The 18,349-nt window shown below is 64.1% G+C and carries 16 protein-coding genes, 1 tRNA gene and 1 pseudogene; 5 read left to right on the top strand and 13 right to left on the bottom strand.

The window, feature by feature from the left end; translation table 11 throughout:
- Nucleotides 1-1,477, bottom strand: a 1,477-nt coding sequence (locus D183_RS0103515) for a B12-binding domain-containing radical SAM protein (RefSeq protein ID WP_017907778.1), incomplete at its 3' end; no start/stop codon positions are given.
- A gap of 185 nt (nt 1,478-1,662) precedes the next feature.
- On the opposite strand from D183_RS0103515, the gene D183_RS27710 reads away from it, so the two are divergent.
- The gene (locus D183_RS27710; protein WP_017907777.1) at nt 1,663-2,724 is read left to right on the top strand and encodes an Hpr(Ser) kinase/phosphatase; all 1,062 of its coding nucleotides are present in this window, start codon (nt 1,663-1,665) and stop codon (nt 2,722-2,724) included.
- Nucleotides 2,725-2,820: 96 nt separating this feature from the next.
- Here the strand turns inward: D183_RS27710 and D183_RS0103505 are convergent, their stop codons facing one another.
- From D183_RS0103505 to D183_RS0103460, 10 genes and pseudogenes are all read right to left on the bottom strand, one after another.
- Nucleotides 2,821-5,781: a Tn3-like element TnXo19 family transposase gene (locus D183_RS0103505; RefSeq protein WP_026144157.1), complete on the bottom strand. Its 2,961-nt coding sequence runs from the start codon at nt 5,779-5,781 to the stop codon at nt 2,821-2,823.
- A gap of 21 nt (nt 5,782-5,802) precedes the next feature.
- Nucleotides 5,803-6,759: pseudogene (locus D183_RS0103500) on the bottom strand (site-specific integrase); the annotation flags it as partial.
- A gap of 17 nt (nt 6,760-6,776) precedes the next feature.
- Nucleotides 6,777-7,133 carry a rhodanese-like domain-containing protein gene (locus D183_RS0103495; protein WP_026144156.1) on the bottom strand — a complete coding sequence of 119 codons (357 nt, stop codon included), beginning with the start codon at nt 7,131-7,133 and terminating at the stop codon, nt 6,777-6,779.
- Nucleotides 7,134-7,396: 263 nt separating this feature from the next.
- Nucleotides 7,397-8,701, bottom strand: coding sequence for an arsenic transporter (locus D183_RS0103490; protein WP_017907773.1), 1,305 nt, complete (start codon nt 8,699-8,701; stop codon nt 7,397-7,399).
- An 18-nt stretch (nt 8,702-8,719) separates the two neighbouring features.
- Nucleotides 8,720-9,445, bottom strand: coding sequence for an arsenical resistance protein ArsH (gene arsH, locus D183_RS0103485; protein ID WP_026144155.1), 726 nt, complete (start codon nt 9,443-9,445; stop codon nt 8,720-8,722).
- Nucleotides 9,442-9,855, bottom strand: a complete 414-nt coding sequence (gene arsC, locus D183_RS0103480; protein WP_026144154.1) for an arsenate reductase (glutaredoxin) — start codon at nt 9,853-9,855, stop codon at nt 9,442-9,444. Before arsC ends, arsH begins: the two co-directional genes overlap by 4 nt.
- Nucleotides 9,856-9,865: 10 nt before the next feature.
- A complete protein-coding gene (locus D183_RS0103475; protein WP_017907770.1) occupies nt 9,866-10,396 on the bottom strand; it encodes an arsenate reductase ArsC in 531 nt (176 codons plus the stop codon).
- A complete protein-coding gene (locus tag D183_RS0103470; protein ID WP_017907769.1) occupies nt 10,393-10,740 on the bottom strand; it encodes an ArsR/SmtB family transcription factor in 348 nt (115 codons plus the stop codon). Before D183_RS0103470 ends, D183_RS0103475 begins: the two co-directional genes overlap by 4 nt.
- Before the next feature lie 134 nt (nt 10,741-10,874).
- Nucleotides 10,875-11,972, bottom strand: a complete 1,098-nt coding sequence (locus D183_RS0103465) for a UvrD-helicase domain-containing protein (RefSeq protein WP_017907768.1) — start codon at nt 11,970-11,972, stop codon at nt 10,875-10,877.
- Nucleotides 11,950-13,530 carry an ATP-dependent nuclease gene (locus D183_RS0103460; RefSeq protein WP_026144153.1) on the bottom strand — a complete coding sequence of 527 codons (1,581 nt, stop codon included), beginning with the start codon at nt 13,528-13,530 and terminating at the stop codon, nt 11,950-11,952. Before D183_RS0103460 ends, D183_RS0103465 begins: the two co-directional genes overlap by 23 nt.
- A gap of 281 nt (nt 13,531-13,811) precedes the next feature.
- Between D183_RS0103460 and D183_RS0103455 the strand changes: the two genes are divergently transcribed.
- On the top strand, nt 13,812-14,864 hold the full coding sequence (locus D183_RS0103455) for a DNA-binding protein (RefSeq protein WP_026144152.1): 1,053 nt from the start codon (nt 13,812-13,814) through the stop codon (nt 14,862-14,864).
- Between the two features lie 46 nt (nt 14,865-14,910).
- Nucleotides 14,911-15,537, top strand: coding sequence for an SEC-C domain-containing protein (locus tag D183_RS23910; RefSeq protein WP_026144151.1), 627 nt, complete (start codon nt 14,911-14,913; stop codon nt 15,535-15,537).
- An 8-nt stretch (nt 15,538-15,545) separates the two neighbouring features.
- Here the strand turns inward: D183_RS23910 and D183_RS0103445 are convergent.
- Nucleotides 15,546-15,648, bottom strand: a tRNA-Ile gene (locus D183_RS0103445).
- A 194-nt stretch (nt 15,649-15,842) separates the two neighbouring features.
- Between D183_RS0103445 and D183_RS27305 the strand changes: the two genes are divergently transcribed.
- Complete coding sequence (locus D183_RS27305) at nt 15,843-16,070, top strand: hypothetical protein (protein WP_157835166.1); 228 nt, start codon at nt 15,843-15,845, stop codon at nt 16,068-16,070.
- Here the strand turns inward: D183_RS27305 and D183_RS0103440 are convergent.
- Entirely contained in the window at nt 16,048-16,566 is a 519-nt protein-coding gene (locus tag D183_RS0103440; protein ID WP_017907763.1) for an arsinothricin resistance N-acetyltransferase ArsN1 family B, read from the bottom strand. The genes D183_RS27305 and D183_RS0103440 overlap by 23 nt on opposite strands.
- 358 nt (nt 16,567-16,924) lie before the next feature.
- Between D183_RS0103440 and D183_RS23905 the strand changes: the two genes are divergently transcribed.
- Nucleotides 16,925-18,349: ABC transporter transmembrane domain-containing protein (locus D183_RS23905; protein ID WP_017907762.1), on the top strand; the 1,425-nt coding region annotated here is incomplete at its 3' end.

Below are 18,349 nucleotides of genomic sequence, written 5' to 3'. Positions count from 1 at the left end.
TGCCGCCGGCGGCGACCGCCTTGGCCGCCGGCGCTGGCGGCGCGTCGGTCCGATGCTCGGCTTCGCGCGCGATCAGCGCTGCCCAGTCGGCGTCCAGCGCCGCCCAGTCCTGCGCCTGCGTCGGTGCCGGGCGCGCATCCTCGCGACATTGCAGGTCCACCTGCCGGTGCAGCAGATCGCGTACCTGCCGGTAGAACGCCGAGTCGTAGGCGCCACGGAACATCATCGCCAGGTCGTCGCTGTCCTGCCAATGGGTCTTGCGCCCGAGCTGGTCCTTGACCTGCTGGTAGAACACGGTGCCGGGCAGGGGATAGGACACGCTGACGCCGATGTCGTCCGGGCGCGCCTGCGCCACGAGCCGACGCGTGGCGAGGATGTCGTCGAGTTGCTCGTCCAGGTAGCCCAGCTGCAGGAAGAAGCCGACGCGGATGCCCTGCGCGCCCAGCCGCTGGCGCGCGGCGATCACGCCGTCCACGTCGGTGCCCTTGGTCATCTTGTCGAGGATGCGCTGGCTGCCGCTCTCCGCGCCGATCCAGGCCTCGCGGCAGCCGGCCCGCGCCAGGGCGGCGGTCATGCGCTCGCTGCACAGGTCGGCACGGGTCTGGATGGTGAAGGGCACCGCGCCATCGGCGGCGGCCAGCGCATCGGCGAAGTCCTCCACCCAGTCCACGTGGAAGCCGAAGATGTCGTCGGCCATCCACACATGGTCGGGCGCGAAGCTGCGCTTGAGCTGGGTCATCTCCGCGGCCACGTCCTGCGCCTCGCGGCGCTTGTAGTGATTGCCCCAGATCGGCTTGGCGCACCAGTTGCAGCGGAACGGGCAGCCGCGCGAGGCGGCCATGTTCAGGCTGAAATGGCCGTGTCGCTGCTGCCAGAACGCGCGGTAGCGCGGGATATCCAGCAGGTCCCAGGCCGCCGTCACCGACAGCCGCGGATCCGGCGGCCGCGCGCCGATCTGCGCGCGCTTGAGTTGCGGCAGCACCGCGCTGGCCACCTCGGCGAGGCCGGCCACCCAGCGCGCCGGGTCGATGTCCGGTTCCGCCTGCAGCCGCGCCACCAGGTCCAGCAAGGCCGCGATGCCTTCGCCGATCAGCACCGCGTCGGCACCGGCCGCAAGGAACGCCTCCGGATGGTCCGAGGCGTCGGAGCCGGCGACGAGTACCCGGCTGCCGCCGGCGCGCGCCTCGGCGATCATCCGGCACGCGGCCTCGCGCATCCGGCTCAGGCACATCTTGGTGAGGAAGTTGAAGTTGTCCTCGTAGAACACCACCAGGTCCGGCCACTGCGTGCGGACGGCGTGGTCGTAGTCCTCCACGCCCTCGGCCAGCATCGCGTCGAACAGCGTCACCTGGTGTCCGTGCTGACGCAGCAGTGCCGCCACCTGCAGCGTGGCCAGCGGCGGGTACGGCTTGCCGCGTTCCCATTGCTTGGGGTCGTAGCGCAGGAAGTAGGAGTGGCTGACCTGGATCTTGAGCATCGGCGAAAGGTCTCGTTCGGCGCCGCGGGGGAGGGGCGCATGCAGCGATGGCCGCGCGCAGGTGGCCGTGGCGGTAGGTGCCGTGGCTGCGCCGTTTGGTTGCGCGAAACACCGGCATGACCCCGCGCAACCTTTGGCCGCGGCAGGCGCACCCACGCTGCATCCACCCAAGCGACTCTTCTCCGATGCAGCGATCGACCGTGCGTGTTCTGGACGTGGCAACAAGCGACCACGCCACGCCAGTCGTCGCTGCGGGCGGTGCCTGCGATCCGTTCCACACCCAGCTGCGGCGCCCCCACACCCTCAGCAAACAACTGCTCGGTGGACGCTTCCACTTCGAGAGCAACAGTCCGTCGCTGCTGGCCTTGGTGGAAGCGGCATTCGGCGCGGTGCCGGCGCATCGTCTGCCGGAGAGCGCCGCGTTCCGCATCGAACTGACCCTGGTGGACCGTGGCGACGCGCCCTACGCACTGGCAATGGAGCCGCCGCCGGTGCAGACCCATTCCGGCGCGGGTGTATTGAGCGGGGTGATCGATGCGCACAACTACGTCGTGCTGGTGCCCGAGCAGCGCAGGGCGCTGGTGGTGGTGTCCGAGGACATGCTCGCGCACGCCTACCACGTGCGTTACGAACTGATCGAGTTCGCCGTGTTCGTGCTTGCCGCGCACGGCATGCGCCTGGTGCCGCTGCACGGCGCCTGCGTCGGCCGCGACGGCAGCGGCGTGCTGCTGCTCGGCGGCAGCGGCGCCGGCAAGTCGACCCTGGCGCTGCACAGCCTGCTGCGTGGGCTGGAGTTCCTTGCCGAGGACGCGCTGTTCGTCGCCCCGCACTACCTGCTCGCCACCGGCATCGGCAACTTCCTGCATCTGCGGCCGGAACTGTTGCACCTGCTCGATCCGCAGACCCGCGCCTGGATCGCCGCGGCGCCGATGATCCGCCGCCGCAGCGGCGCGCTGAAGCACGAGGTGGACATCCGCCAGGGCGAGGGGCGCCTGGCACAGGCGCCGTTGCGGCTAGCGGCGGCCGTGTTCGTCTCGTCCACCATGGCCGCCGATCCGCAGCGGCTGCTGCAGCCGATGCCCGATGCGGACGTGGCGGCACGCCTGGCCGCGGACCAGCCCTACGCCGCGGGCCAGCCGCACTGGCCGTTGTTCGCGCGCCAGTTGCAGCGGCTGGGCGTGTACGAACTGCAGCGCGGCACGCATCCGGAGGCCTCGGTCGATGCGCTGCAGACACTGTTGGACTGATCCCGGGGTTCAGCCGACATACGTGTAAAAATGGCTCACAAGATTAGATTTAGTTCGTTGCATCAGTGAGTTAGCTGATTTTTTTGCGCAACAAAGCTACGCTACCAACGCCAGTTCAATCTCGTACGGTTCTGGGATTGCCTCCACGTCAATTAGGTAGTCCCCGAACCGCTTCACATGACTGGTCACATACGGGCTGAGGAAAGCCACGTCCTCCCGGGTGATCTTCCACCCCTGCCGCATCAGGGCCTTCATGATCCGGGTCTGTTCAACCACGTTGTAGAAGATGACGGCATTCGAGACCAGGTCGTTGTATTTGACGGCCTTCTCCTGCTCAACGGGGTCATTGTCGGCAATCACCCCTTCCCCGCCGAAGAAGAAGTACTTCGCGAAGCCGTTGTAGGCCTCCACCTTGTTGGTCGAAGCGGTGATCTGCTCGCGCAGCTCGCGGTTGGAGATGTACTGCAGCAGGAACAACGTGCGCACGGCCGAGCCGAGCGCCTTGAAGGCCTGGTACAGCCGGTTCTTGCGGCTGTAGTTGCCCAGCTTACGTAGCAGCGTCGAGGCCGCGATCTTGCCGGTCTTGATCGAGAGCACGACCTGCATCAGGTCTTTCCAGTGGGTCTCGATCAGATCCCAGTCGACAGTGTCCCGGAACAGCGCGTCGATGTGTTCGTAGCGAATGTCCCCGTCGGGGCGGAAGAACTTGTATTCGCGCCAGTTGCGGATGCGCGGCATCAGCTGGATGCCTAAAAGATGCGAAAGGCCGAAGACCGGCAGCGACTGTCCCTGCGTGTCGGCGTGGACGGTGTCCGGCTGGATGTCGGAGGTGTTCTTCAGCAGGCCATCAATGATGTAGACCGCTTCCCAGACACCGCACGGAATGAAGTGACTAAACAGCGCGACGTACGTATCGGACACGTGATGATAGGCAATGCCGCCGTAGCCACCATAGCGGATGTGGTACGAGGCGAGAAGATTCTGGTCGTAGAGGTCGTACTTGGTGCCGTCGGCGGCCGCGCTCTTGCCATCGCCCCAGCATTTGGGGAGCTGCAGGCCGGCGTAGCTGTTGATGATGTCCCGACAGGCCGCCGCCAGTTTGTTGGCATCCACGTGCCGGCGGTTGACGAACGACAGCATGTGCGCCGAGACGGCACCACGCAGGTGCCGGGCAGCCTGGGCCGGTCCGAGGTTGCATCCGTAGGTAAAGGCAGTGAGGACATAACGCTCCGTCGGTTGTTCGATTTTGGTGTCCGAACCGGATAGAGGACCGAAGTGCCGGGTCCAGCGCGTCCAATGAGCCACATCGCACAGGATCTCGATGACGCTGCGTTCGGGCATGCGGTCTAGGATGGCGGTTTCCAGGGCGCGGGCCCCGCTGCTCATCTCCTTGGCCTTGCTGCGCTTGAGCACCGGGATGCCATCCTCGCCGATGACGACTTGGCCATTCTCCAAATAGCCTTGATCGGTCAGCTCGGCGACCTGCATCAGGCGCGATTGCAACGCGTTGACGAAGCCCACGGCCGTGGCCGGCAGCCCCACCTGCTTGCAGTAATCCTCCAGCATAGGCTCGCACTGCTCCCACGGCAGCAACTGTTCGCGGTAGTCGGCGTAGGTTTCCGAACCGCGCACAGCCACGTCGCCCGATTTCAGTTCGTTGGCCAGCGACGAGAACACACAGACCTCGAACAGGCGCCGGTGGATGCGCTCTTCACCCTGTTCGGTGCGATGGACGATGGTCTTGCGCCAGAGTTGGGTGGTGAACGCCAGGTCGACCGGTTCGTCCAACCAATCGCCGCGGGTCCGTTCCTGGGTCAGGATCAGCTCGATCGCGTCGATCAGCGAGCGGTCCTCTGTGGTCGAGGCCAAGTCCAGCATGCGCACCATCCGTAGGATGGTAGCGCGATGACTTTTGTAGAATGGCCAAAGCAGCGGCAAGTAGTTGTCGCCACTATGCGCCGCAATGGCGTTGCAGTCAGCCTGCAAAGTCTGCACGCCGCCGTGGGCGTTGACCAGGCGGCGGATTTCGCGGCCGGCCTCCGTGTCGCCTGGATGATGCTCGAGGACGCGGACTACATCCGACATAGTCGCCACGATCGCTTCGGTCTTCTCGCGATAGCGCGCCCTCAGCCGCTCCAGTTCCTCACGCCCCCGGTTGTGGATGTTCCCCATGCGCTTGATGAACATCTCCGCGAGGTCGTCGCGCGTTTGGACCCGGGCCCGATGGATCAAGCACACCAGTACGGCGTAGCGCTTGGCAGGCCGAAACTTACGCAGCTCGGAAGCATCCAATGCTCGCGCCTCTGCGGCGAAGTGCTTGCGCTTGATCTCAGGGATGCCCGCGAGATGCAACTCGCTGCCGACCAACTCGCCCAGTTCGCCGATATGGTCGATCAACTCCTGGAAATGCTGCAACGAAGAGCGCTTGGGCAGGCGCTTGATCGCATGTAGTGGGCTCTTCTGGCGTCCCTCTTCGACCTGCAGGATGTCTTCAAGGCGCTGTTTTTCGTCGATGGTCAGTTGAGCCTGAATCTGTGCGAAATAGCGCCCGTTAACCAGCGTACGAATGCGCCGAGTCAGGCGATCCAGCGTGGAGAACGCCGGCAGCTCAACGCGATCGCGTACGAGATGTTCGATGGCCACGTTGATCAGATCCGCCGGGTTATCCATCACCGCGGCGGCTTCGTATACCGCGCGTGCCGTAATCTTCAACCCGCCGTCGCTGTATGCCCGGACCTGCAGGAATTGCCGGATGCGGCGGTAGTAGCGATAGCGCGAGGCGTTGCCAAGACTCACTGGCTTGACCTGCACGCGTAGTTTCAACGCGCCACGGATGTGACGCACCACCGCCGGCGGCACTTCGTCCAGCAAAGGGAAGTACCCCAGCCGTTGGAAAGTCTTGAGCAGGATCGTCAGCGTCAGGCGGTGCGCAGGCTGCCGGGTGTGCTCGGCAACGAAGGCCACCTCAGCGTCGGTTGGGGTGTAGGCCGCAACCAGCTCGCGGACGACCGGATTTCGTTTGAATTGCGGGTATGCAGTTCGTTCGATCGATGCCATCCAGCACCCTCAGGTCGTTGCAGGCCTTGGCAGCGCGGACGTTCCCGGCAGACTGGCTTCGATGCGCTGGCGAGCGAATGGATCGCCTCCATCGATGTAGCGCATCGCCGAATGCACGTCGCGCCAGCCGACGTACTCCATCAATGCCTTCACGTCCCATCCATTGGCGTTGGCCCAACCGGCGAAACCTCGGCGCAACGAGTGGCCGCTGTACTCTTGGGCATCCGGCAGGCCAGCGCACGTCAGCAACCGACGCAGCAGGGGGATCAAGCTGTTGGGGTGCAGCGCCTCGTCCGCGATGTGGCCCCAACGGTCGATGCCGCGGAACAGCGGCCCCTCGCTCAGCCCGGCGGCGGCGATCCATTCCCACGTCGCGGTCACCGGGCACAGTCGCGACAGCGCAGGCACCTTATACGTATTGCCCTGCGCCCGCCTATCGCCCTTGCTGCGCGGGAGAAAACAGGTCATGCCTTCACCCGTAACCAGGCGCAGGTGCTCGACCTGCACGCGGATCAGTTCGTCCCCGCGGAAGCCGCGCCAGAATCCAAGAAGCACCAAGGCGCGGTCCCGCCGGCGGCGTAATGCATCGGCGTGATCGCCACGCTCCTGTGCCGCAGTGATCGCACCGGCGAGCCAACCATCCACCTGGGCCAATCGAGTCAATTGCAGCGGTTCTGCCTGCTTCTCCACCGACGGATGCAGGGTCTGGATGCCCTTGAGCACCTTGCGTACCAGCGGCGCCCGGGTCGGATCCACGAATCCGTGTTCGCGGTGCCAACCCGCCAGCGCTGCGAGCCGGTGTCGGAGTGTGTTGGTGGCCAACTGGCCCGCGTGGTCGGCCAGGTAGCGGGCGACGCTGTCCGGCGTCGCCGGTAGGTGGCCGCCCCATTCAACCTCGAAATGCCGAAGTGCAGAGGCGTAACTGCGGTGCGTGTTCGCACGGGTGGCGGCTTCGAGGTAGTGCTCCAAATCGGCCATTGGCGTTGGGAGATGAGTTACGGGTTCGCTTTCCGGTACTGCCTCAGTTCACCCTCTATCGAGCGAACCTGATCGTAGCCCAGTTGCTGGAGCGCGTCGGCCGCCAGTGCGCCTTGGTTACCACCGCCGCAGTAGCAGATGATCGGACTGGGCTTGTCCGGTGAAAGGAGAGAAACCGCATCTTTTAAGTGGTCACGGCTGCAGATCTGGGCGTCCTCGATGTGCCCGGCCTCGTACTCATCCCATTCCCGCACGTCAAGCAGCACGGCGCCGTCAGCCACTAGCTGCTTCGCTTTGCCGGGTGATACCGCGGTAATGCGGATCCGTGCATCTGTTGCGGCACGCAAGAACTCATCGGTGTGTGACTGGGACATGCCGGTCTCCGTGGGGTGAGCTTTACGACTGCACACCAATTTTACATGCGTAGACGATCTGCTGATCCTTTCCAAAGCGCATGTCCGTGCGCCTGCTGCCACCATACCTCGGTCGACCTGGACCTGTTGCACGCTGCTATCGTTCCAATGCTGGCGGACCAGTTCGACATCCATCAGACATGCTTTGATTCAACCATCGGGACCGCCGCCTATGGGGCACCATTTGAGGGAAAAGATGATCGCCGCGCTATATGCCAGCGTCGTCAACCCGCGAGCGGCAGCCAGATCCAGAGCGCGATGAGCGTGGCCAACAGGACGGGGGGCGTGAGGATGAGCCCCACCTTCATGTACTGGCCCCACGTGATCCGCTGACCCTTGCCGGCAAGAACGTGCAGCCACAGAAGGGTCGCGAGCGAGCCGATCGGGGTTAGCTTGGGGCCAAGATCGTTGCCCACGACGTTGGCATAGATCATCAGTTCACGGGTGGCGGTAGGAACGTGCGCCCCGTCGATGGCAAGCGCGCCGACCAGCGTTGCGGGCATGTTGTTCATGACCGAGGCAAGCGCGGCCACCGCGAAGCCAGTGCCCACCGTGGCCACGAAGGTCCCCTGCGCCGCCAGCCACTCCAGGACAGCGCTCGCCGCGCCGGTCAGCCAGGCATTGCCCAGGCCGTAGACCACCAGATACATGCCGACCGAAAACAGCACGATCTGCCAGGGCGCGCCGCGCAAGATCTTGGTCAAGGCCATGGTAGCGCCACGGCCGCCTGTCGCCCAGCGGCCCGCAATCGCCATCAACACCAGCGCGGCCGCACCCGTCACCAAGGCGATGGGCACGCCTAGCGGTCCGGTCACAAAGTACGCAACGAGCAGCAATGCGAGAAGGGGCAAGGCGGCGCGGAAGACCGCCGTGTCGCGGATCACTTGGCGCGGCGCTTCGAGATCCTCGACAGGATAGGCGCGGGGAATGTCGTGCCGAAACCAAAGCCACAGGACAATCAGCGTCGCTCCGACCGACACCAGGTTCACCGGCACCATGACCGCTGCGTAGCGCCCGAACGACACGTCAAAGAAGTTCGCTGTGACGATGTTGACCAGATTGGAGACCACGAGCGGCAGGCTTGCCGTGTCAGCGATGAAGCCGCAGGCCACAGTAAACGCCAGCGCTCCAGCGGGCGGGAAATTCAAGCGCAGCAGGATGGCCAGGACGATCGGCGTCAGCAGAAGGGCCGCGCCGTCGTTGGCGAACACTGCAGCGATCGATGCGCCCAGCAGGACGATCAGCGGAAAGAGCTTTCGACCATTGCCGCCGCCCCAGCGGGCCACATGCAGGGCCGCCCATGCGAAGAAGCCGGCCGCGTCCAGGATGAGCGAGATGATGATGAGTGCGACGAAGGTGAAGGTCGCATCCCAGACGATCCCCCAGACCGTGCCAACATCGTTCCACCCGACAACGCCGGTGGCCAGAGCCACCGCGGCGCCGGCCATTGCCGACCAGCCTATGCCGAGTCCGCGCGGCTGCCAGCTGACGAACACAAGGGTGACGATGAAGATCGCGAGGGCAAGCATGCAGCGCTCCGGCAGGGGTTAGATGGAGCGCTGATTCACGCGCTTGGACAGTTCTTCGGCGTTCTCGACGCGCTCGGAATAGCGATCGGTCAGGTGCGCCGAGCGGCCACGCACGAGCCACGTGAATTTCACCAGCTCCTCGCAGACGTCGGCGACCCGCTGGTAGTAGGCCGACGGCTTCATGCGTCCCGCCTCATCGAATTCCTGGAACGCCTTGGCCACGGACGATTGATTCGGGATCGTGACCATGCGCATCCACCGGCCGAGCACGCGCAGCTGGTTCACCGCGTTGAAGCTTTGCGAGCCGCCGGAGACCTGCATCACCGCCAGGGTCTTGCCTTGCGTCGGGCGCTTGGCACCATCGGCCAGAGGTATCCAGTCGATCTGCGCCTTCATGATCCCGGTCATGGCGCCGTGGCGCTCCGGGCTGACCCAGACCATGCCTTCCGACCAATAGGCCAGTTCGCGCAGCTCGCTCACCTTCGGATGATCTGGAGCGGCCCCGTCGGGCAGCGGCAAGTCGTGCGGATCGAAGATCCGCACGTCGCAGCCGTACCAGCGCAGCAGCCTTCCAGCTTCTTCGGCCAGCAACCGCGAATAGGAGCGCTCCCGCAGCGAGCCGTAGAGGATGAGGATGCGGGGCGGGTGTCTTGGATCGCCGGGCGCCGCCAGTGCGTCGACGTCGATCGGCGTGAGTTGCGTCAGGTCGATGCTCGGTAGATCCATGGCAATGCGATCGATCACGTTGATGCTCCGCCTGTCGTCACGGTCTCGCCGTCTTCCTTGGTGAAGGAGGCGACTGGGCTGTCCAGCAGCGCAAGCACCTTCTCCGATGGCCGGCACAGCGCCACGCCCCGGTCGGAAACGACGATGGGACGGTTGATGAGGATGGGGTACGCCATCATCGCGTCCACCAGCTGCTCGTCCGTGAGCGCGGGATTGTCCAAGCCCAGCTCCACGTAGGGCGTTCCCTTCTGGCGCAAGAGAGCGCGAGGCGCGATGCCCATCGCGGCGATCAGCTCGATCAGCTTTTCGCGCGCCGGCGGCGTCTGCAGGTACTCGATGACCTCAGGATCTTCGCCGGACTGGCGCATCATTTCCAGGGTATTTCGGGACGTGCCGCAGGCAGGGTTATGGTAGATCGTCAATGCCATGATGATTTCCTCAAGCCACGTCGGGTCGAGGCGACGTGGTGCCCTCGAACTGGCCGATTTCGCCTACCTGCGCCGTCAAGGTCGCTCGCGACAGCGTGTGGATCGGTAGCGCGACGAACGCCTTGATGCGGTTCTCCATGTACACCAGCGCCTGCCGGAATGCGGCGCGCTGCCACATGTCCCCGCGCGTTTCGTGGCTAGGGTCCTCTATGCCCCAGTGCCCGGTGACCGGCTGTCCTGGCCACAACGGGCAGGCCTCGCCGGCCGCCTGGTCGCAGACGGTGAACACGAAATCCATACGCGGGGCATCCGGCACGGCGAACTCGTCCCATGCCTTGGAGCGCAGGCCCTCGACTGGGTAGTCAGCCTGACGCAGCGTCTCGATCGCCAGCGGGTGGACCTCCCCCTTGGGATGGCTGCCGGCAGAGAACGCATTGAAGCGGCCATCGCCGATCTTGCGGAGGACGCTCTCGGCGAGGATTGACCGGGCGGAATTGCCGGTGCACAGGAACAGGACATTGAAAGGCTGAGGCAGGCTCATGCGCAGGTCTCCGCAGTGCAAGGAGTGATGGAATTGAAGAGAGAGCCGCAGATCTCCGGATTTCCGGAGCAGCAATCCTCTGTGAGAAACGCAAGAAGCTGGCGCATGTCCTCGTAGCTCGCGGCGTACAGGACACGCCGCCCGTCGCGCCAGGAGCGCAGCAGGCTCGCGCGCTCCAGGGTCGCAAGGTGGAAGCTCATGCGCGTTGGCGGAATCGCAAGCGCTTCGGCGATTTCGCCCGATGGCATGCCATTGGGACCGGCGCGAACGAGCATCCGGAACGCGGCCAGGCGGTCGGAGTGTGCGAGGGCGGCGAGCGCTGAGACGGCGGACTCATCTTTCATTCGTCCATTCTACAAATATCCTTGTAGGATGCAAGAATAGAGGGCAATTCGGCGTCGATCAGGTCATGCCTGGCCTCGAAGATCCAGGGCCGGCGCCCCTTATCGACGCCCGTTGAGAAAAATGTGAGCGCTGCTTATGCGTTTGCGCTGCTAGGCGCGTAGAGCTGATGACCCGGCAGCGCGCACGCGCCGGCATAGACAAACGCCACGCTTTGCCGCGCCCGGGTGAAGGCCACATAGTATTTTGGTGGTGCGGTGATGCGTGACGCATCTGCCGTGCGCAGGTACTGCGTCAACGGCCCGTTGGGGAAGATCAGGACCCGGCTATACGTGCGGCCCTTGGACTGGCCGAAGTTCACCGCAAGCAGTCCGTCGCACGCCTGCCGCCGGTCATACCGAAGCACGGTTGGAGCAAATTCCTGCATATACGCAGCGACCTGCCCGGGAGCGACGAGATAGATGCCATCGTGCCCCGTGACCTCGCCATTGCTTGACTTGGTCCGTGGCATCTGCGGATAGAGCGCATCGGCCAAATCGCAGAGGGCCTGAACGCAGCGCAGGCTGATGAGGCGGTGATCGAGCTGGCATAAGCCGTCCGACTCCCAAACCTGGAACAAGGCTGCCAGATTTGGCCCGCGATACTGGCTGTGCCTTGATGCGTAGTTGGTCGCGTAGGTCGCCTGGCGTGTATCGCCTACCAAGGTGATGGCGATATCGCTCTTCAACAGCCGCTCGACCAGGTCCAGGTCGTAGCCGGCGAGGTCCTGGACTTCGTCGATGTACAACTCGTCGTACATGTCCGCCAGGCGCGCCATAACCTGGCCCTGGGTCAGCTCATCACAGCGCACAGCAAAGTCGGCCGCCCGATCGGAGTACATTCGGTTGCCGGCCAGATAGTGTCGCGCGACTTGTGAGCGTGGGGCGCGGTTGTCGGTGCGCCCGTCGACGAACAGGATCGTCTCGATCCGAGGCTGAGGGCAAAGCGCAGCCTGGTACGGGCGGATGCACTCGCGCAGCAGAAATCCATACCAGCTGTGCAACGTGACATTCGGGGGAACCGCACCGGCGTGCATCTCGAACGAACGCCGGATCTCTTCAAGGTTCTCCAGCGTGTAGGTGACGATGGCGATGCGGCGCAGCGGTCGCTCCAAGGCCTGCCGGACCAGCAAGGTGGTCTTGCCAGAGCCGGCCGCGGAGAGGAGTACCCGGTTAGGTGATGGCACGCTGGACATAGTCCGGGAACCTGATCGAATGCGGGCTGTTGAAGATCGCCAGGGCCGTGTCGGTTTTATGGCCTTTCATGTACTTGAGCAACGCCACCTCATCGGCGAATGACTTGCCCAGTACGGTGTTGAGCAAGGCCAGAGAATTGGCTCTGATCAGCTGCTCTTCCAGCGATGGAGCGCTCTCGTCGGAATCGTAGTAGATGGCGTTGGGATAGTCGGCGTAGCGTTCTTGCACAACAGCGATATCGCCATCGTTATCGGTGATCACTTTGGCTTGAATGTGCAGACGCTCTGCAATCTGCAAGAAGCGTTTAAACGCCAACGACTTGACCGAGATGATGTCCACGCCGCGGGCCAGTGGCGCCACGCCGTGGTGATCGCGGTAGGCACGCTGCACGATCAGTTCATCGGAAGGGCCTTCCACCAGAATCGCCTGTTTGGCCAGGATCAGCCGCAGTGTGTCGTGACCGGGCAGCTTCATGAAATAGTCGTGCGTATCGGATGGCAGCTGGTCCAGCTTCATCTGGCCCTGCGCACTGAACAGGATCACGTTGTCCACACCCAGCTTGTTCAGCACGAAGCTGCTGTGGGTGGCGATGACGACCTGCTGCGTTGAGGAGAGGGCCGCGATCTTGTCGATCAGCTGGGTCATGCTGGAGAACGACAAATGGTTCTCCGGCTCCTCGATCAGCAGCACGTGCGCCGCGCCCGCAGCGTGCATCGCCAGCTTCATCTTCACCGCGCTTTGTTCGCCCTTGCCGGCCTGGGTAAAGGGGAGCTCATCCAGATACGGCGACAGGCTGGTTTCCCACGTTGAGCGCGGCGATGTGTCCACGCCGACCGTCAGTGTCCGGTGACTGATGTCCCCGGTGTGCTCGGTCAGATAGGCATTGATGGCGGCCACATCCGCTTCTTCGGAGAAGCTCTGGCGCATGCGGCGGAAGCTCAGCGACAGCGAGACGCGTTGCGCAGGCGTCAGTGCCTGCTCGATGATGCCGGCGATATAGCGATCGGCGCCGGACAAGGTCTTGATACCGTGCGTGTCGATGATGGTCGAATCGAACGGAATACTGCGTGCGGTGACGCCATTGTGGGCGAAGGAGTACCAGCTCACCGTGTAGTACTCTACCGGTAAGCTGACCACGCCTTGGTGTTGCTGCAGGTAGGCGTTGAACTCCTCACGATAGTCGTCGTTGAGTTCGACCAGCAAGCGGATGCCGGCGGTATCGAAGCCTAGCGAATTGTTGGTGCCCCGCAGCGACGCCAGCGCCGCGTCGCTGCCTAGGTAGGCTTCGATGGCGATCCGCGGCGGTGATGCCGGCGTGCCTGCCTGAAGCGCCGCCAAGTACTCATTCACCGTAGGTTGGTGGAACAGATACGGCGTGAGCTCGTAGGCGAGGTTGCGCCCATGCAGCTGTCCGGTGACCACCGCGTGGATGGCCTCCAGCAGGGTGGACTTGCCGACCTCGTTGTCGCCCACCACCAAGTTCATGTGGGAATTGAGCGGCAAGTCTAGGTGGCGGAAAGACTTGAAGTTGTCGATGACGATACGTTCGATCGGCATGCACAGTCCCTTGCCCTTGATGGCCAAATAAGCTCAGTGGCGGAGCGTGCCCGCGCTCTCGGCCGGCCTCCTTTCCGCTCTGAGCCATATTACCCAGCGATCGCCCACCCATGGCGCCTTCGTACTACTTTTGGAGTCGGGAAGGATCAGGAGGCCCTTTACGCGGGATAATTCCACATTATCCCGTGCGAATTCACGGCCCACTGTCGCCCTGGTTGAGGGGTTGTTTAGTACGTAATTACATGGTATGTAATACGTTACGAAATAAACTGGAACGGCGCATGGCACGGTCTGGACTGTACAAAAGTGATGTGCAACGTGCTCGGGACAGCCTCCGGAGCGAGGGCAAGCACCCTTCGGTGGACGCCGTACGCGTGGCACTGGGCAATACAGGCTCCAAGACCACCATCCACCGCTACCTGAGGGAGCTGGAAGAAGAGGAAGGGCAAGGCGTAGGTGCCAAGATCGCCGTCAGCGACGCCCTGCAGGATCTCGTCGCCCGTCTTGCCGAGCGGCTGCATGCTGAGGCCGAAGCGGTGGTCGCCCAAGCGCAAGAGCGGTTCCAAGCCGAGCTGCACGACCGTACCCAAGCCCTTGAACAGGCCCGACAAGAGGCCGGTGACCTCAGGGCGCAGCTTCAGCGCACCGAGACGGCGCTGCACGCAGAACTCCAGGCGTGTGAAACAGCCAGACGCGACCTGGCCGGCCGCACCACCGAAGTGGCTCAGTTGGAGGAGCGCATTTCGGGCCTCACGGCGCGGCTGGCTGAGCACGAAAGCCACGCGCGCTCACTGGAGCAGAAGCACGAGCATGCCAGGGAGGCTCTTGAGCATTACCGCACCTCGGTCAAAGACCAACGCGAGCAGGAGCAGCGCCGGCACGAGCACCAAGTGCAGGAACTGCAGGTCGCCCTGCGGCAGGCCAACGAAGCGCTGACCACCAAGAACCACGACCTGGTGCAGCTCAACCGGGAAAACGGCCAGTGGCTGGAGCGTCACACCCGGCTGGAAAGGGAGTTGGCACAGGTGTGCCAGACCGTTGAGACTCAACAGCATGAGCTCGACACGCTGCGCCTAATAGCCGTCGAATACCAGGCACTGCAGGTGCGCTGGGGTCAAGACACTCAGAATTTGGAGGCGATCCGACAAGAGCTCGCCCAAGCCCGGGCCGATCTGACTCAGGAGCGCGAACGACGCGAGCACGCAGAGGCGGACACGCTGCGCGCCACGGTGCGTCTGAGCACCCTGGAGCCGCTTTTGGCCCAGCTACAGCCGGCCAGTGCTGGCGGCAAAGACTCCAAGAGGATCTCATCGGAAGAGACGCCGGCGGCGTAGCCTACGTCAGAGAACATCAGGCGCAACGATCGCAAGGAGCTTTGCTATGAGCGTAATAACGACGACACCACCGGAAATCACCCGTGCGGTGCGACGCTTGACCGACTCGGTCGTGCGCGGCGCGGAGCCGGTCTATCTTAGTGTTCAGCCGGAAGCCGATGCGATCGTCCATGAGTGCTTTCCGAACGTGCAAGCCAAGATCGCCCGGGACGGTGGCCAGATGCTGTGCGGTTGGCAGCTGTGGGAGTGGCCGCACGTGCTGGTGGAGGCGGAGTTCCATGCCGTGTGGGTCAGCCCGGCTGGGGAAATGGTCGACATCACGCCAAAGCCCGAAGGTGAGACACGCATTCTTTTCGTGCCCGATCCACGCAGACGCTATGAGGGATTGGCCATCGACAACGTCCGCATGCCGCTACGAGACGATCTGTTGATCAGGCATTTCATCCAGATGTCCGAAGCAATCGTTCGAGTCATGAACCGTGGCGAGCGAGCATCCCAGTATGGTCACATCAGTGTTCCCGCCGATGAGATCCAGCCACTTCTGCAAGCGAGGGATTTTCTGGGCCAGTCACTCGCTGCAGGACTGCGCGAGCATACGCCATGCCTGTGTGGCAGCGGCAGCAAATACAAGCGCTGTCATGGCGCGCAAGTGGAAGCGTTCTTCCGTCGCTGAAGGTGGTGTGGTGCCCCTGGTCGGAATCGAACCGACGTGTACGCGCTTATCTGGCGCGTGCTCTCACCGGGGTATAAGGCCGGCGCTCTGACCATCATGAGCAACAGGGGCGTGATCAATCAACGCGATCACGCCGGTATTCGATAGTCGAGAGGAGGCTGGTGCTTCATGTCGACCATCATAGCTCAGGTTTGACAGCCATCAAGCATGGGAGCTTGAGTGTGCACCTGAGAGCAGAGCGTTATCGTCCTAGTGCGACTTAGCCCTACGCCTCGATGCCTATCCTCGCTTGAGCATTGCCGCCAATGGTGCTGGCGCCAGATGGCAGCCACCAGGGGCTACTGCTCGGCTTTATGGTCGGTTATGGGGAAAACCATAATTATGATTTTTCTCATAATTTCCAGTCTTGGCCTGTTGCTGGCAAGGTGACCCGCTTGAGGAGAGGCAGCCGGGATAGCCTTCGCGTCAACCAAACCGGCTCCGCACTGGCGGTTTGGATACAAGAAGTCATCAATCTTCCTCGCGGGAGCTGACTGGAAGAAGCAGTTGCCAGTACGCGACATCAACCCATTGGCCGAGCTTGTAGCCAACCTGCTCGAAGTGCGCGACCTTCTTGAATCCCAGCGCCTCATGCAGCCGGGCGCTTGCGTCGTTCGGTTGAGCGACGCCGCCAATGATCGCATGTAGCTCTAGGCCCCGCAGTTCCTCGATCAGTTTTCCATACAGGGCTGTCCCCAACCCGCGGCCGCGATGCCCATCCGCCAGGTAGACCGTGGACTCCACCGAACTCTGGTAGGCCTTTCTTGCTCGCCACTGAGTGGCGTAGGCGTATCCAACGACCTGATCGCCTTCCAGCGCCACGAGCCAAGGCAGACCAATGCTCTGGACGTCTGCGATACGCTTGACCATCTCGACCGATGTGACAGGATCCATCTCGAACGTGATGCGGGTGTTGGCGATGTAGTAGTTGTAGATGTCAGCGAGAGGCTGGGCGTGGACGGAACTGGCCGAAATGACGGTCACTGTCACAGCGATGGGGTTCCTTTGTCGATGGGGCGGATGACTCGGATCATAGGTACTTGTCCATGCAAACGGTACTGGGCGGACAGGCTCTGCAGCTGCTGGCGCAACCGAAACCTGATCCGGCTGTTGCCGACGAAGCGCCGGGCAGGAAGGGGGTGATCTTGGATTAGTCGGTTGAAGCGCCGTTTTATCCGGCAACCTCATGTTTTTACGAAAGAAATCGGATTCTGTGAGTCATTTCTACACGTATGTCGGCTGAACCCCATCCCGTGCAAAACGTGACGGTGCCGGCGACGCGCATCGCCGACGCAGGGAAGTGCGGATGGCGCACCGCGTCGATGGTCCGCCCCAAGGACACCCACCGATGAGCACACGTCCGGAACCGGTATCGCACTTGCTGCGCGCCTTCGTCGCCGTGCTCGGCCGCGGCGAACGCCTGCGCATTGCCGGGTACGTGCTGCTGTCGCTGCTCGGCGCGCTGGCCGGCGCGCTGGCCGCGGTCGCGCTGGTGCCGCTGGTGCAACCCGGCCACGTGCTGACCCTGGCCGGCCACCCCTTGCCGTTGCCGACCGGCTTCCTCGCGCAGACCCTGCTGTTCGTTGCCGCCAGCAGCGGCTTCGCCCTGCTGCGTTGGTGGGGCACACGACTGGCCGCGGACCTGGCCAGCCGCCACGCGCTGGACCTGCGCCGGCAGGTGCATGCGCGCCTGCTGCAGGCGCCGCTGCCGACCCTGGCCGACGCCAGCTCGGCGGAAATCGCCAACCTGCTCACCTACAACGTCGAGATCGTGGTGCAGGGCTTCAGCGCGCTGCTGCAACTGCTGGTGGCGGCGATCACCGCGGCGGTGAGCCTGGCCGCGGCGTTCCTGGTCTCGCCCATGCTGGTGCTGGCACTGCCGCCGCTGCTGGCGCTGGGCCTGCTCGCCTTCCGCATCGCCGGCCACGAACAGGCTCGGGTCAGCCGCGAGTACGTCGCCGACATGACCTGGCTGTTCTGGCTCAGCGAGGATTTCCCGCGGCGCCTGCGCCACGTGCGCTCGTTCGCCCGCGAGGCGCGCGAGCAGGAAGCCTACGAGGCGATCGCCGGTCGGCTCGCCTATGGCTACGCGCGCCAGCAGGCGCTGGTCGCCTCCGGCCGCCTGTTGCTGGAACTGGCGGCGGTGGCGGCCATCGCCGCGATCATGCTGCTGGCCGGAGTGTGGCACGGCATCGACCGCGGCGCGCTGATCACCGTCGGCCTGCTGCTGGGGCGGCTGCTGCCGTACCTGGTCTCGACCCGGCAGAGCGTGCAGCAACTGCGCTCTGCCGCGCCTGCGCTGGAATTGTGGCAGCGCTACGTCGCGCTCGGCACGCTGCCAACGCCACCTGGCACCGTGGCGGCACAGCCCAGTGCGGCGACAGAAGCGACGGCGCCGATCCAGATCGAACGCATCGGCCTGGCGCCGCCGCTGGCCGCGGTGGCCTTGACCGATCTGGTCCTCGCACCGGGCACGCTGACCCTGATCAGCGGCCCATCCGGCGTCGGCAAGAGCAGCCTGATGGACGCGCTGGCCGGCATGGTCGCGCCACCGCAGTTCGCCGCGCACTGCGATGGCCGCGCGCTCGACTTCGCCGGCTATCGCGCCGCGCTGCAGCCCTTGGCCTATGTCGCCCAGGGCGTGCGGCCCTGGCAGCACAGCGTGCGGCAGTGCCTGGCCTGGGCGGCGCCGGCGGCGAGCGAGGCGGCGATGTGGGAAGCGCTACGCGACGTCGGCCTGGCCGCGCGCCTGCAGGGCGGCGCCGGCCTGGAC

Source organism: Xanthomonas sp. SHU 199 (assembly GCF_000364665.1).
In the GTDB taxonomy this organism is placed as follows: domain Bacteria; phylum Pseudomonadota; class Gammaproteobacteria; order Xanthomonadales; family Xanthomonadaceae; genus Xanthomonas_A; species Xanthomonas_A sontii.
The sequence above is the reverse complement of the archived record's forward strand: the minus strand, read 5'-3'. Positions and strand labels throughout refer to the sequence as shown.